General features: G+C 67.2%; 13 protein-coding genes. All 13 read right to left on the bottom strand.

Annotation, left to right across the window (positions count from 1 at the left end):
* Nucleotides 1-365: 365 nt before the first annotated feature.
* On the bottom strand, nt 366-1,631 hold the full coding sequence (locus ABV606_RS07815) for a hypothetical protein (protein ID WP_353987306.1): 1,266 nt from the start codon (nt 1,629-1,631) through the stop codon (nt 366-368).
* Between the two features lie 171 nt (nt 1,632-1,802).
* On the bottom strand, nt 1,803-2,501 hold the full coding sequence (locus ABV606_RS07810) for a hypothetical protein (protein ID WP_281488343.1): 699 nt from the start codon (nt 2,499-2,501) through the stop codon (nt 1,803-1,805).
* Nucleotides 2,498-3,166, bottom strand: a complete 669-nt coding sequence (locus ABV606_RS07805) for a hypothetical protein (protein ID WP_353987305.1) — start codon at nt 3,164-3,166, stop codon at nt 2,498-2,500. Before ABV606_RS07805 ends, ABV606_RS07810 begins: the two co-directional genes overlap by 4 nt.
* The gene (gene pilM / locus ABV606_RS07800; protein WP_353987304.1) at nt 3,166-4,212 is read right to left on the bottom strand and encodes a type IV pilus assembly protein PilM; all 1,047 of its coding nucleotides are present in this window, start codon (nt 4,210-4,212) and stop codon (nt 3,166-3,168) included. The genes ABV606_RS07805 and pilM overlap by 1 nt, the downstream gene beginning before the upstream one ends.
* 95 nt (nt 4,213-4,307) lie before the next feature.
* Nucleotides 4,308-5,111 (bottom strand): prepilin peptidase, encoded by an 804-nt coding sequence (locus ABV606_RS07795; RefSeq protein WP_353987303.1) that lies wholly within the window; start codon nt 5,109-5,111, stop codon nt 4,308-4,310.
* Nucleotides 5,111-6,586 (bottom strand): hypothetical protein, encoded by a 1,476-nt coding sequence (locus ABV606_RS07790; protein WP_353987302.1) that lies wholly within the window; start codon nt 6,584-6,586, stop codon nt 5,111-5,113. The genes ABV606_RS07795 and ABV606_RS07790 overlap by 1 nt, the downstream gene beginning before the upstream one ends.
* Nucleotides 6,577-7,233, bottom strand: a complete 657-nt coding sequence (locus ABV606_RS07785; protein WP_353987301.1) for a PilW family protein — start codon at nt 7,231-7,233, stop codon at nt 6,577-6,579. The genes ABV606_RS07790 and ABV606_RS07785 overlap by 10 nt, the downstream gene beginning before the upstream one ends.
* Nucleotides 7,233-7,646: a hypothetical protein gene (locus ABV606_RS07780; RefSeq protein WP_353987300.1), complete on the bottom strand. Its 414-nt coding sequence runs from the start codon at nt 7,644-7,646 to the stop codon at nt 7,233-7,235. The genes ABV606_RS07785 and ABV606_RS07780 overlap by 1 nt, the downstream gene beginning before the upstream one ends.
* A gap of 105 nt (nt 7,647-7,751) precedes the next feature.
* The gene (locus ABV606_RS07775) at nt 7,752-8,165 is read right to left on the bottom strand and encodes a type IV pilin protein (RefSeq protein ID WP_281488336.1); all 414 of its coding nucleotides are present in this window, start codon (nt 8,163-8,165) and stop codon (nt 7,752-7,754) included.
* A 136-nt stretch (nt 8,166-8,301) separates the two neighbouring features.
* Nucleotides 8,302-9,531, bottom strand: coding sequence for a type II secretion system F family protein (locus ABV606_RS07770; RefSeq protein ID WP_281488335.1), 1,230 nt, complete (start codon nt 9,529-9,531; stop codon nt 8,302-8,304).
* Between the two features lies 1 nt (nt 9,532).
* A complete protein-coding gene (locus tag ABV606_RS07765; protein WP_353987299.1) occupies nt 9,533-10,756 on the bottom strand; it encodes a type IV pilus twitching motility protein PilT in 1,224 nt (407 codons plus the stop codon).
* Nucleotides 10,757-11,192: 436 nt separating this feature from the next.
* A complete protein-coding gene (locus ABV606_RS07760; protein ID WP_353987298.1) occupies nt 11,193-12,857 on the bottom strand; it encodes a GspE/PulE family protein in 1,665 nt (554 codons plus the stop codon).
* A 189-nt stretch (nt 12,858-13,046) separates the two neighbouring features.
* The gene (locus ABV606_RS07755) at nt 13,047-14,306 is read right to left on the bottom strand and encodes a DUF5684 domain-containing protein (RefSeq protein WP_353987297.1); all 1,260 of its coding nucleotides are present in this window, start codon (nt 14,304-14,306) and stop codon (nt 13,047-13,049) included.
* Nucleotides 14,307-14,314 lie beyond the last annotated feature (8 nt).

Here is a 14,314-nt window from a genome sequence, read left to right as displayed (position 1 = left end):
TTCGTCATCAGACCCACCGTCCGCGACGAGCGTCGCGGATCTCGCGGTGAGTATGCCGTGGGGGCAGCTCGCGGGGATGAACCCGTGACGCAACCCGACTTCGGTGCGGCCTCCGCTGTTCTCGCGTATCGTTTTCAGGCACGCACGAACGGGTGCCGAAGCACACACCCGAGCAAGAATAGTCGCGGGCAGGCAAGCCGGTCAAATGCTTCCAGCCGCGTATTCACTGTGAACGGATGCCGTGAGCACCGGTGCTCGCCCGCCCGCGCGACCGTGGCGGCGCGGGCCGCCACAGCGCCTCGCGGCACGTTGCGCCAGAGTCGCCACGAGAGTCGCTGCGGCCTGCTGTGCGGCCAGCGGTGCGATCAGCGGTAGGTGATGTTCGCCTCGGCTCGCGCTGCGGCCTGCTCGCGCTCGTACTGCTCTCGCGCCTCGATGTTGCGGGCACGGACGCGTCGGCCGCGCGCTCCGATCGCCGCGCCGAACCAGATGGGAACCTCCCGCGCCAGCACGAATACCGACACTGCGAGCGGGTGGAACCAGAGGTCGAGGCGGCGGAAGTCGTCGACCGTGCCGCCGGCGCTCCAGACCGCGACCGCCACGAACGAGAAGTACGTGAGGAGCGCGACCACGAGGCCACCGAGCGCGTGTGCCCACCAACCGGCCCTGTTGACGAGCACCGCCAGCAGCACATAGGTGACGGCGAACACGGCGACCGGTGCCCAGAACGCCGCGTTCAGGAAGAACGAGGTGACGGAGTCGACCTCGAACACGCCCTGGTTCGCGACGGTGATCAGCAGCATGGCAGCCCCGGCGTAGAGCAGCGCGAAGATGATGGCGGCGGCGATGGCGAGCAGCGCTCCGATGCCGCGGTTCCCCCGGTCACGGGGCGGGTTCGGCTGGGTGACATAGACCACCTGCGGCTGCACGGGCTCAGCGGGGGCCGAGGGGTACGCGGTGGTGGCGGCCGCCGCGGGGTACGCGGCCGTGGCCGCCTCCGGTGCGGACGCGGGCGCGCTCGCGACGGGCTCCGCGGTGGTCGGAGCCACCGTCTCAGAGGAGGCCTGGACGGTCGCCGGGGTGCCGACATCCCAATCGCGCTCGTCGGCGACACCGGCAGCACCGGGCGCAACAGGGGCGGCGGGCGCCGGCGGGGCTGGCGCCGGCGTGTACGCCGGCCGAGACTCCGGTTCGATGAGCGGCGTCGGCTCGCCGCGGTCGCGGCTCACGTCGCGATCGTCGCGCGCATCGTCGCGGTGGAACTCGTGCGCATCGCGCACCTCGTCATCGCCGCGGTCGGCGCGGCGGCCGCTTTCGTCGGACACGGGAGTCGCGCCATGGGCGACGCCCGGTTCAGCGCCTAGGCCTTCGTTGTCACGGTTCATCGCCGACTCGAACCCGGCCTCGCGCTCGGCCTCGTCGCGCGCGGCCATGCGCTCAGCCTCCGTTCGACGCGCGTCGTGCTCGGCGGCGGCACGCAACGCGTCGTCTTCCGAGGGAGCCTCGGCGGCGTCGCGAAGCGGGTCATCAGATGGTGTGCGACCGGATTCGTCGGCTGGGCGGATGATTTCGTCTCCACCGAATTCGGGGTCGCGCGACGGCTCGTCGCGGTGCGGGGTCTCGTTGCTCATGTTGGCTCCTACCCTGTGCGCAAAGACGGTGCCATCAGCGGCGAACCGTCGCGATGTTTGCACTTTAGCAACGTGAGTGGGCCTCGCCACCGGCTGCGAAGCGTCGGTTCTGCGGCGACCTTCCGTTCCCGAAAGAGGTCGACGTGGGCACCGATGAGCTCTGTCGGCGAACTAGCCTGCCCCAGCGATCGCTTGAGCATCGGGTACCACGTACAGGAAACCCGCGACCGTGCCGCCTGGGCCACCGTCGGAGCCGCCTTCGAGCGACCATGACGTCGACGTTGCGAGTACGAGCCTGTCCGACGACTGCAGCGCGTTCAAGAAGCCGATGAAGCCTTCCTCATCGGCATCGACCGTCATGGTGAACGGAATAGAGTGCAACCCTTCAGGAACCGACACCTGCACCGGAACCGCGTTGGGCTGCGCTGCAGCCCCTCCGTCGTTAGTCGACCCTTCGCTGGCGGAGCCTTCGCCTGCATTTGGCTCTTGAGGAGCAGCCGTCGCCGGGGCGGGGACGGCCTCGGCTTCAGGCGCCTCGCCCTCTTCGAATAAGAACGAGACGATGTGCGTCGCGTTGTTGCCCGCGGCATTCGCGAGGTAATCCACGAGATCTTCGTATTGCCAGGACGCGGGAAGCGTCTCGCGGAGCGTATCGACCTTCGCGCGAATGACGCTGAGGTTATCGTGCTGCGTCCGCATCTCGACAAGGCGAGCCTCGTGGGCGACATTCAGCGCCTCGACCGTGCGACGCTCCTCTGTCGCCGCAGTAGCAGTGCCGAGCACGGGCATCACCGCCAGGAACCAGCCCAGAACGATGACGAGTGCCGCGACGACAGCACCACCGATGACCCACATCCTCGTTGCGGTCATTGGTCGTCCTCCTCTTCGTCAGCCGCGAAGCGTTCTGCGAGCCACTCTCCGTCGACGTTCATGGTGATGACGGTGACGTAGGCATTCCGCTCCTTCTCCCAAACGGAAGCGTCAATGGTCACGTCGGCGACGCCCTTCATCTCGCCGACGGCTCTCGACCAATCTGTCATCGTCGGCAAGTCCGGCGTGGCGACCTGAAAGGCAACGCTCGCTACGCGCGGCTGACGAAGAGGACCGGAGGGACCCATGGGAGCAGCCCAAGGCACATCAGTAAGCAGGTCGAGCGCCACCAGCCTCGCGCCGGGCGGAAGCTGCTTTCGCGCTGGTGCGAGCACCTCGGCCCACAGCACCTCGGTTCTCATGCCGAACTCTCGAGCGGTCTGAAGCTGGTCGATCTGGGTCTCGAGAATGCTCGCCTCGCTGTACTTCGCCTGTTCGCCGAGGAGCTCGATCGTGCGGTTCTGCGCCTGCTCGAGCGCGCCCCGGGTGATGTCGCTGTAGCGCATGGCAACGAGGTACCCCGCGACGACGACGCCGACCGCGGCGACCACCGCAAGCATCATGAGGCCGCGCGTCGTGCGAGCTTTGGCACGCTGGCCGACCTCGGGAGGCATGAGATCGGCACGTGCCGGAGGGCCGATGATCAAGCCGTTGTTGCGTGCCATCAGCGGGCTCCTCTCACGAGGCCGAGTGCCGTCGCGAACGAATGGCTCCGCTCGGCGGGGACACTCTCTCGCACAGTGTCGGGGACCTTCAGGTCGACGAAGACATCGCCGTCGCGCACCTCAGCGCGCGTCAGCTCCATCAGAGCTTCGCTGAACCCGGACAACTGGGCGCCGCCTCCGACCAGGAACATCCGGTCGATCGCCGCGCCCTTCTGCTGGTGGGAGAAGTAGGCGAGCGTGTTCGAGATGCTGCGCAGCAGTTCGTTGGTCGCCTCGCGGATCACCTCGACGGCGTGCACGTCTTCGGGCGCGACCCCTTCGAGCGCGAGTCCGAGCCGGCGCTTCAGCGTGTCAGCATCCTCCGCATCGAGCTCGAGTCGGCGCACCAGCGCCTTGGTCACATCGTCGCCGCCCATGGGCACGATGCGCACGAACAGCGGCACGTGCCCGCGCGCGATGACGACGTTGGTGGTGGTCGAGCCGACGTCGATGACCGCGACGATCTCGCCCTCGGTCGGGTTGGGCACGAGCGCGCGATACAGCGCGAACGGGATGAGATCGACGCCGGCAGGGGTCAGTCCCGCTGCCTCCACCGCCTTGACGTTCGCCACGACAGCTTCTTTCACCGCGGCGATGAGCAGACCGTTAACGACGGGCCCGTGCTCGCCCTGCGCCTCGGTAGCGGGGTAGAAGTCGAGCAGCGCATCGTCGACCGGCACGGGCAGCATCTCCTGCACGTGAAAGGGCAGGCCCTGCTTGATCTGCTCGAGCGGGGCGCGCTGCACGGTGAGCTCGCGCACCATCACCTTCTGGTTGCCCATGCCGAGCACGACCCGACGGCTCTTGAACTTGCCATCGGCCCACAACTGCTTGAGGGCGGTGACAACCGTGTTGTGCTCGATCACCTCACCTCCGCGCACCGCCCCGTGGGGCAGCGGCATGTGGCGCAGCTTGGTGAGCGCCGGGCGCGACGAGGTCGCAGCGGTGACTTCGGCGGCGCGGATGCTGCCATCACCGATGTCGAGGCCGACGATTCGCGTGGCCATGGTCCCCCCTGGTGTGCTGTTGTTCGAAGTGAGTGGTGCTGGGTCGGTCAGTGCTTGTGGGCTGCTGCTGGGTCGTCGAGAACTGTTCGCGTGGGTCAGAGGCCGATCAGTGCGAGGTAGCCACTGGCGATGGGCTCCCCGATGACGAGGCCCAGCCACGCGCCTGCGATCATCCACGGCCCGAACGGGATTCCGCTGCCGCGCTTCGCCTTGCGAGCGAGCAGCAGCGCCACCCCGAACACTCCCCCGAGCACGAAGGCCGCGAACGCTCCCACCGTGAGCTGCCCCCATCCCTGATACGCAAGATACAGCCCGAGCACGCCCGCGAGCTTCACATCGCCCATGCCCATTCCGCGCGGCACGATGAGCGCGAGCAGCAGGTAGGCGGCGAACAGGATGCCGGCGCCGATGGCGGCTCGCACGAGCACCTCGGGGGTGCCCGCGATGAGCGCTGCGGCGGAGAGCGCAGCCCCGGCAACCAGGTAGGAGGGCAGCACGATGCGGTTCGGGAGCGTGTGGGTGTCGAGGTCGATGAGCGCCAGCGCGATGCTCACCGCGGCGAGATAGAGGTACGCGCCGAGTTCGATGTAGCGCGATGCGGCCGGAGCCTCAGTGGTCTGCGCGAGCGACCACCACGCGACGAGGCCGAAGGCGAGCGCGGTGCCGGCCTCGACGAGCGGGTATCGCATGGAGATCGGCGCGGCGCAGTGCCGACACCTGCCGCGGAGCGCGATCCACGAGACCACCGGGATGTTGTCGATGGCCCGGATGCGATTGCCGCAGTGGGTGCACGCGCTGGGCGGGCTCACGATCGAGCGCCGGGCGGGCACGCGATGCACCACGACGTTCAGGAATGAACCGATGAGCAGCCCGAAGACTGCGCTGAGCGTGGCGACCATCAGCCGCCCGCCGGCACGTCGCGATAGCTCAGCCTCGCACCGAGGGTCGCCCCCGTCTGGACTGGCTGCGTCATGCCGTCGGTGAGATCGACGCCAGGGATGCCCACCGGCACGAAGGTGATCTCGGCTTGCTGATTGAATTCGACCTCCCCGCCGTAGAACTGGCCCTGGAAGCCCTTGCGGTCGCTCTTCACCTTGCAAGGCGTGTACGCGATGGCCGCGACGTGCGTGCCGAACACCGTCTCATCAGCGTGATAGATGTTCCCCGTGAGACCGGGTGGCGGAGCGCACGTGGGCCCGTCGCCCGCGACGTCGTCCGGCACGATGAAGTGGAGCTTGCGGTCTTGAGTGGCGTTGAAGTACAGCTTGTCGAACAGGAACTCGTGCGCAAGCAGCACGATGTCGGTATTGATCGTCACCGGATCGAGGTTGCTCTCGGTCGTGACTTTGGTGGTGGGGCACTGCGTGCGGAAATCGATCACGGTGGGCGTCGTGTAGTTCACCATGTTGTTCCATCCGGCGGTGAACTTATTGATCGTGCAGGGGCCCGTCCACTCGACGATGTTGTAGCCGTGCGAGGCCCAGTGCGCGTGGTCGCCGGGGACATCGACCCACTCAGGAATGGAAGGGATCGACACGCCCGCGCCGAACTGCGTGGGCGGCGATCCGACGATGGTGGCGTTGGTCACGGAGCCCGTACCCGTTCCCCGCACTACTCCCCCAATGGTGCCGCGGTAGATGCTCGTGTTGCCGTTCACGTACACCGATCCAGTGACGTTGCAGTTGTCGAGATCCGCATTCCCGTCGCCGACGATGAGGTCGCCTCCAACGTTGGCGTTATTCGAGCACTTCACGTCGCCTTGTTTCACGGTTACTGAGGTCGCGAGGCTCTGGTCGGGCGAGTTCAACTCGAAGCTCCTCAGCACACCGACCATGTCGTAGGCATAAACCGCCGAACCGGCAACTGGCACGTGGGTGATGATCGGGTCGTACGAGTGCACGGTTTCGATCGTCAGCTGATCGCCACCTGAGACACCCGCGACACCTTTCGACTCGGCGAAGCCTGTGGACAGGATGCGCACTTCGCTCGACGTGGTGCTTGGGCAGCCAGCGACCCAACCCCCGCCATCATCGTGTTGGATGACGACCGAGTAGCGCGGCACGCTGCCTGCCGGCGAGTCGATCACGTCGATGCATGCGCCCGGGCTCATCAGCGCGGCGGTGGCGACGTCGACGCCGGCCTCGGCGGCGGCTCGCGCTTGCACCGCTGCGCGCGAACTGGACGAAACGCCGATCGCCTGCGTAGTCACGACCGTGACCGTCGCTGTCACGATGGCGAGTACCGCCATGACACCGATGACGGCGATCATGGCGCCGCCTCCGTCGTCATGCGCCGTGCGCCGAATGCGAGACCATCGCCGGCGGGAGTGACTGCCGGGGTGCTGCGCCGAGAGGTCGATGCGGTTCAGAAGCATGTCGGAGTCACTCCTGTCAGGGCGGGCTGCCGGCTAGTGGCCGAAGTATCGATGAGCACCGTGACGCCGTCGCCGTTCGCGACGTCGAGCACGATCGCGGCGGCATCGGGTGCCGAAGCGGTGAATACCGGGGCCGGGATGCCGCTCGGGCCGGTGTGCGGCTGCGCGCCGGTTGCGAGCAGCGACCAGGTGTCGGCCGTGCCCGCGGCAGAGGTGAGCCAGCCGGCGACGCTCGCGTCGTCGGCCGGGGCGCTGCCGCCCGCGTAGCGCGTCGTGCGCACTTCGCCGGAGCCCACGAGGAATGCCTCGCAGTGAGCGGTGGGCGGAGTCGCTCGGGCGTCGTCGACCACCTGCACCAGAAGGATCGCCGGGTCGCCCGAGACCGCGCGCACCGCTGCGGCGTCACGCACTGCCGCGGTCACCGCGCGGGCGACGAGTTGCCCAGAGTTCGTGGATTCGGCGGAGTCAGCGACCGTGCGCTGCGTGATGAGTGAGTTGATCAGCAGCCCGCCGGCGATGGTCAGCACGACCAGCGAGAGCAGCATGTAGACGAGCAGCTCGATGAGGGTGAACCCGCTCTCCCCCGCCCTGAAGCTGGCGCGGGTCGAACGACGAACAGCGCCGGAGATGACTCCGCCGGGCGGCATCACGGCTGCTCCACGAGCACGCTGGTTGCGGCGCGTGCGAGTTCGTCGCCGTTCGACGCATCGGTGACCCGCACGGAGACCGCAATAGTGCCCGGGTATGACCCAGGGCACGCCCCCACCGAGACAGTGGGCTGGTACTGCACACCGCGAGTGTCAGTGACGACGGGAGCAGACCCAGCGAGCGCGGTCACGGTACCGCACGCCAATGGAGCACCAAGCGCGCGCACGCGCTCGAGCTCGCTGCTGACGAGCTGGCTCGCTGTGCTGAGCGTCGCGGTGCGCTGCGATGTCGTCATGCCGTTGATGATGAGCGGCAACGCGGAGATCGCGAGCAGGCCGAGCAGGAAGATCGACACCACGATCTCGATGAGGCCGATACCGGATTCATCGCGGTCGAGTCGTGTGATGCCCATCTCAGCTCCCTTCGGGTCGGGTGCCAGGGTGGTGCGGGATTCCTCAGAAAGGAAGGAGCGCAGGGGGTCGGGATCAGCGACCCCCTGCGCGTCGCGGGCGACGAACTAGCAGGTGCCGAGTTCAGCGCCGGTCGACTCCGTGATCTTGAAAGTCGGCGTGGCGGACGAGTCAGAGGTTGCGGAGAGGCAGAAGGTCGAGGTGTTGCTCGCCGCACCGATCGCGACTTGGCTCACACCATCAGACTGCACATAGCCGAACTCCTGAAGCTGTGCCAGGGTCGGCACGGCCTCATACTTGGTCACCGCCGATACGTACGCCACCTTGGCGATTCCGAGGTCTGACTTCGCAGCTGCATCCTTCGCCTGGTCCTGCTGACCGAGGAACACGGGCACCGCGATGGCGGTGAGGATGCCGATGATGAGCACCACGACGAGGAGCTCGATAAGGGTGAAGCCCTCTTCGCGCTCTTCGAGTTCGCTGCGCTTCTTGGCGAGGGCCGAGTTGATGCTGGTGAACATGTGATTGTCCTGTCTATCTGGGTAATGGAATGACAGGGAGCCCCCCAATGAACACAAGCCCCCCTTACATGATGGTCGATATTTTGAGCGGTATTCGCAATACCCGCATTCGGGGGCGCCTTCGCAGCCAGCTCTGCTAGCGCACGAGCTCGAACATGCTGAACATCGGCAGGTAGAGCGCGACGATCATTCCTCCGACGAGCACACCGATGAGCGCGATCATGAGCGGCTCGATGAGCGCGGTGAGCTGCTCGGTCGTCGACTGCACCTCGGCGTCGTAGAAGTCGGACACCTTGCCGAGCATCGTCTCGAGCGAACCAGAGTCTTCACCGACCGCGATCATCTGCGTGACCATGGGCGGGATCGTCGGCTCTTTCGCGAGCGGTTCCGCAATCGACCGCCCCTGCCGCACCGCCTCCTGCACACGAAGCATGGTCTGCTCGATCACCCAGTTGCCCGAGGTTTGACCGACGATGGCAAGCGACTGCAGAATCGGCACCCCGGCGCCGATCATCGTGGACAGGTTGCGCGTGAAGCGTGCGATCGCGACCTTGCGGAACAGCATCCCGAACACTGGGAGCTTGAGCTTCACGGGGTCGACGCGCTTGCGGACCGCTTCGGTGTGCTTGTTCTTGCCCCACCACACGGCGAACACGAGCCCGCCCACGACAAGGAACGGCACCGACCACACGGCGACGGGCGAGAGCCACACCAGGATCTGGGTCGGCAGCGGCAGCGATCCGCCGAGGCCGGCGAACATCTTCTCGAACACCGGCACGATGAAGATCAGCATGGCGAAGGTCGCGGCGATCGCCATGAAGAACACCACCGTCGGGTAAGTCAGCGCCGACTTGATGGTCTGCCGCAACTTGAGCTCGGCCTCGAAGTTCTCGGCCGACGAGTTGAGCGACGAGTCGAGGAACCCGCCCGTCTCACCCGCACGCACGAGGTTGAGCATGATTGGCGGGAACACGGTCTCGTGCTTGGCCATGGCCTGCGAGAGCGAAGCACCCGACTCCACGTCGTCGCGCACCTTGCCGAGAGTCTCGGCGAGCGGCTTGCTCTCGGTCTGCTCGGCAAGGATCGTGAGCGTGCGCAGCAGGGAAAGACCCGAGGCGACCATGGTGGCCATCTGCCGGCTCATGACTGCCACATCTTTGAGATCGACACGCTTCTCGAAGAGGCCGCCAAGCGTGATCTCTCGGTTGAGACCGCCGGATGCCGCCTCGGAGATCGCGATCGGGGTGAGGCCCATGGTGCGCAGCCGCGCGACGACGGCGGCCTCACTCGCGGCATCCACTCGCCCCTTGACGACTTTGCCGGTGGCGTTGCGGCCGGTGTAGCTGAAGGTCAGCAGGGTCGACATCTCAGTGGCCGCCCATCGTGTGCCGCTCGAACGGGTCGGCGAAGCGAGGGCTGCCGTCGCCCGAGGCGTCCATGCGCGTGATGAGTTGCTGCAGGGTGTCGACGTCGTGGGCCTTGTCGAGTGCCGCGGCCTTGGTGACCGTTCCGGCGTTGACGAGGTCGGCGAGGTGCTGGTCCATGGTGCGCATGCCGAGCTCGCGCCCTGCCTGCATGGCAGACCCGATCTGGTAGGTCTTGCCCTCGCGGATAAGGTTCGAGATGGCCGGCGTGACGAAGAGGACCTCGGTGCCGACCGCGCGCCCCTTGCCCGACGCTCGGGGCAGCAGCGTCTGACAGACGATCCCCTGCAGCGTCGACGCGAGCTGACTGCGTACCTGACCCTGCTGGTGCGGCGGGAACACGTCGATGATGCGGTCGACCGTCTGGGCGGCGCTCTGAGTGTGGAGCGTCGCGAAGACGAGGTGCCCGGTCTCAGCAGCGGTCAGCGCCACGGAAATGGTCTCGAGGTCACGGAGCTCGCCGATGAGGATCACGTCAGGGTCTTGCCGCAGCACGTGCTTGAGCGCCTCGGCAAAGGAGTGCGTGTCGCCGCCCACCTCGCGCTGGTTCACGAGCGACTTGTGGTTGCTGTGCAGGAACTCGATGGGGTCTTCGACCGTCATGATGTGGTCGGCGCGTTGCCGGTTGACCAGATCGATGAGCGCCGCGAGCGTGGTCGACTTGCCGGAACCGGTGGGACCGGTGACGAGCACGAGCCCGCGAGGGAGGCCGGCGAATCTTGAGATCTCTGCGGGCACTCCGAGCTCGGTGAGCGGCTTGATCGTCGTCGGGATGAGACGGAACGCCGCACCGTAGCCCGAGCGCTGCTGGTACAGGTTCACACGGAAGCGCGCGTTGGGCGAGATCGAGTAGGCGAAGTCGAGCTCCAGTTCGCGCTGGAACGTCTTCCACTGCTCGTTGGTGACGATGGAGCGGAGGGCACGCTCGGTCTCTTCACGAGTCCACGGCGACGAGCCGGGGATCGGACGAAGTGACCCGTCGATGCGCAGCATGGGCGGTGACTTGGCGCTCACGTGCAGGTCGGAACCGCCCTCGTGCAGCACCTTCTCGAGCGCCTCGAGCAGCGACGGTTCGGTGGTGCTGCGCACCTCGTCCCATTCGCTGCCGATCTCGACCGCCTTGTAGGCGGGCGGGGGCGCTGCCGAGAGATCTGGGGTGGCGGGCATCACAGGCACGGCCGGCTGCACGACGGGCTGAGGGGATGCTGTCGGAGCGGCTGGCGGCTGCGAGCCGTACCCGGGCGCTGCCTTCGCCGAAACGCCGTGGCCCGGGACGCTGACGGGCGGGGACGGCGGGGCCTGCTGCGCAACCTGCTCGGACGGCGATGTCGGCGAGGGCTGCGCCGCCGGCATCCGGGGCAGCGGCGATGTCAGGAATGGCGCGTCTTGCACCGGGGCCGAGGGCGCGACGTACGACGCCGGCGGCGGCGGGGGCGAGGACGGCGATCCGGCTGACCCGGCACCTGCGCTTGCGTCGCCGCCCTGCCACTCATCGCTGCGCTGCCGAGCATCACGGCGTGAGGCGAAGCCCCCTGGCTGCTCGCCGAACGGCTGATCCATCGCGTCCCCCATCATTGCTGTTCGTTCCTCGTCCGAGCCGGCTCTACGCCACGACTCGGAGCACCTCGTCGAGACTCGTGAGGCCGAGCATGGCCTTCGCCAGTCCGTCTTGCCGCAGCGTCAGCATCCCCTGGCTGACCGCCATGCGGCCGATCTCCATCGCCGACGCACGCTCGACCGCGAGCCGCTCGATCTCCTCGGTCACCGTCATCACCTCGTGCACCGCGACGCGGCCCCTGAACCCGGTGTTGGAGCAGTGGCTGCAGCCCACAGGGCGGAAGAACTCGCCCAACTCGGTGGCTGTACCGCCCTCGGCGAAGCCCATGCGGAGCAGGTCAGTGGGAGTCGGCTGGTAGCCCTCCTTGCAGCGATCGCACAGTCGCCTCGCGAGGCGCTGCGCGACGACGCAGTCGACGGAGGAGCCCACGAGGAACGGCTCGATCTCCATCTCGACGAGCCGCGTTATTGCACTCGGCGCGTCGTTGGTGTGCAGGGTCGAGAGCACCAGGTGGCCGGTGAGCGCGGCCTCGATGGCGATCTGCGCAGTCTCCTGGTCGCGGATCTCACCGACCAGCACGACATCCGGGTCGGAGCGGAGAATCGATCGGAGGGCGCTGGCGAAGGTGAGCCCCGCCTTGGGGTTCACCTGCACCTGGTTGATTCCCGGCATCCGGTATTCCACCGGGTCTTCGACCGTGATGACGTTGATCTCAGGCCGCGCGACCGTGTTGAGCGTCGTGTACAGGGTCGTGGACTTGCCCGAACCGGTCGGGCCGGTGACGAGGATCATGCCGTACGGCTTGGTGTATGCCCGACGGAACGCCTCGTAGTTGTGCTCGAGCAGGGCGAGCTCCTGCAATTGCAGCGAGGTGCTCGACGAGTCGAGGATTCGCATGACGACCTTCTCGCCCCACACCGTCGGCAGCGTCGCCACCCGGAGGTCGATTGTGCGTCCTGAATGGCGAACCGACATGCGGCCGTCCTGCGGGATGCGCCGCTCGGCGATGTTGATCTCGCTCATGATCTTGAGCCGCGAGATCACGCCGTTCTGGATGGCCTTTGGTGCGCGCTGCATCTCGTGGAGCACGCCGTCGATGCGGTACCTGACACGCACGTCGTTCTCAGCCGGTTCGATGTGGATGTCGGACGCGCGGTCTGCGATCGCCTGGCCGATGAGCAGGTTGACGAAGCGCACGATGGGTGCGTCGTCGTCGAGATCGTCGGGACCCTCGCCCTCGTCTTCGGCGTTCTCCTCCTGCAGCACCGAGGTGAGGTCGCTGAGTTCGTCGTCGGCTCGGTAGTACTTGTCGATCGCGGCGAGCAGGTCTTCGCGTTCGACGACCACGGGTCGCATGCTCATGCGGGATGCCGCGCGCACATCGTCGATGGCGATGACGTCGCCCGGGTCGACCATGGCGACCACGAGCTCATCGCCATCGATGGCAAGCGGCATGACCTCGTGGCGGCGGCAGAGTGAACTCGACACGAGGGCGATGGCGCCGGTCTCGACCGGGTAGTCGACGAGTTCGACGAAGGGCAGGTTCAGCTGCGCGGCGCGGGCCGAGGCGAACTGCACCGGAGTGATGGTGCCGTTCTCGACGAGGCGCAGCGCTGCGGTCTCATCGGCGAAACGGTCGCCGGTGAGTTCATCGAGACTCTCGATCGGCACAAGGCCTCTCAGAATCAAAATTTCAGTGAGGGATGTCATGGTGTGTGGTCTCCTCACCTCGGGTGCGGCGTCTTCCCCCAAAGTCGCCGCGGCAGGACACGAACTCCAGAAAAGCAAGTCAAGCAGCGCCCCACGGACTGATGCACCCCCAATACGGGGATGACTCAATACTGCCGTGGGCGCGGGCTTCCGCCGATCAACCGTGCCGATGGTAGGCGGTTCGCGTCGTCAGCGAGCCCGGTGGATCGCCACCTCGAAGTCGCCGAGACGGAACGAACCGGTCACCTCGGTCGGCACGTTCACCTCGACCGGCACCTCGCTGCCGTCTTCCGCGACGAGCGCGACGCCGTTCGTCGAATGCAGATCGACCACGTACCAGCGGCCGGCGCGAAGCTCGAGGCGCGCGTGCGTCTTCGACACCGTCTTGTCGTGGTCGTCGAGCGCGATGGTCTGCGCGTCGCTCGATTCACCGGCGGTGGGGTTGCGACCGAGCAGCACCACCGGCTTCTCGAGGTCGACGCGCGTGCCATCCGCAGTCTCGAGCGACCACAGCGAACGCCGGGGCACGACGACCGTCGCGTCGAAGTCGTCATCAACGGATGCCGGAGCCGCTCGTCCCACGATGATGGTCGCCTCATCGTCGAGTTCGAGGCCTCCGTCGGGGGCACCGGACGGGACAGGCGCTGCCGTCGCGGCGCTTGTTCGGGAGGACTGCTCCGCGACGGAGGGCTGTTCGAACGGGGAGGACTGCTCGACAACAGGGCTCTTCAGTGGCACTTCGATGACCTGCGGGGCACTCTGAGACGGCTGCGCAGGCGAGGGCAGCACCGGTGAGGCGGGCGGAGCCCACGGGTTCGCCGTCCGGCTCGGCGGCTGCACAGGAGGGCGAGGCGGCAGCGAGGGCTGCGGCATGCCGGGCGCCGCGGTCGAGGGCAGCATCCCGAGTGTCGGCGAGCCGTGCCCGGCCGCCGTGGCCGTGGCCGCCGGCGATGCAGCACTAGACGGCGCGACGGGGCGCAGCTCGAACGGCGAGCGAGCGGCATCCATTGACGCGCCCTGGAATCCGCCGACGATGCGCACCTGGGTGGCTTGCCCCTCGCGAGCGCGCAGAGCTCCGGTCGGCGACGCTCCGCCGAACCCCAGCACGCTCGCCCACACGGGGAAGAGCAGCAGCGCGAGCACGGTGTGCCCCGCTCCCTTGCCGAAACGGCCGTTGACGCGATGCACCGCGATGGCCAACACCACGAGGCCGACCAGGTTCACCAGCGGGAAGACCTGCGTGAGCACCCAGAGCCACGAGAAGCCGCCGAGCTGGAAGAGCACCGCGGTGTTGAGGAACGGCACCCACGCCTTCCAGCCTGGCTCGCCGAGCTTCGCGAAGAGGCGAGAGAGCGCCAACGACGACCACACGTACAGCGCGATGAGCACGCCCAGCGTGATCAGCACCCAGCCGAAGACCAACCGCAAGTCGATTCCGTAGTCAGGCACCCCGGTAC

It is taken from the genome of Ruicaihuangia caeni, assembly GCF_040536845.1.
Classification (GTDB): domain Bacteria; phylum Actinomycetota; class Actinomycetes; order Actinomycetales; family Microbacteriaceae; genus Ruicaihuangia; species Ruicaihuangia caeni.
This window is presented reverse-complemented; position numbering and strand designations above follow the sequence as displayed.

Coding starts and splice junctions, on each gene's coding strand:
- ABV606_RS07815 (WP_353987306.1), bottom strand. CDS start 1,631: ATGAGCAACGAGACCCCGCACCGCGACGAGCCGTCGCGCGACCCCGAA.
- ABV606_RS07810 (WP_281488343.1), bottom strand. CDS start 2,501: ATGACCGCAACGAGGATGTGGGTCATCGGTGGTGCTGTCGTCGCGGCA.
- ABV606_RS07805 (WP_353987305.1), bottom strand. CDS start 3,166: ATGGCACGCAACAACGGCTTGATCATCGGCCCTCCGGCACGTGCCGAT.
- pilM (WP_353987304.1), bottom strand. CDS start 4,212: ATGGCCACGCGAATCGTCGGCCTCGACATCGGTGATGGCAGCATCCGC.
- ABV606_RS07795 (WP_353987303.1), bottom strand. CDS start 5,111: ATGGTCGCCACGCTCAGCGCAGTCTTCGGGCTGCTCATCGGTTCATTC.
- ABV606_RS07790 (WP_353987302.1), bottom strand. CDS start 6,586: ATGCTTCTGAACCGCATCGACCTCTCGGCGCAGCACCCCGGCAGTCAC.
- ABV606_RS07785 (WP_353987301.1), bottom strand. CDS start 7,233: ATGCCGCCCGGCGGAGTCATCTCCGGCGCTGTTCGTCGTTCGACCCGC.
- ABV606_RS07780 (WP_353987300.1), bottom strand. CDS start 7,646: ATGGGCATCACACGACTCGACCGCGATGAATCCGGTATCGGCCTCATC.
- ABV606_RS07775 (WP_281488336.1), bottom strand. CDS start 8,165: ATGTTCACCAGCATCAACTCGGCCCTCGCCAAGAAGCGCAGCGAACTC.
- ABV606_RS07770 (WP_281488335.1), bottom strand. CDS start 9,531: ATGTCGACCCTGCTGACCTTCAGCTACACCGGCCGCAACGCCACCGGC.
- ABV606_RS07765 (WP_353987299.1), bottom strand. CDS start 10,756: ATGCCCGCCACCCCAGATCTCTCGGCAGCGCCCCCGCCCGCCTACAAG.
- ABV606_RS07760 (WP_353987298.1), bottom strand. CDS start 12,857: ATGACATCCCTCACTGAAATTTTGATTCTGAGAGGCCTTGTGCCGATC.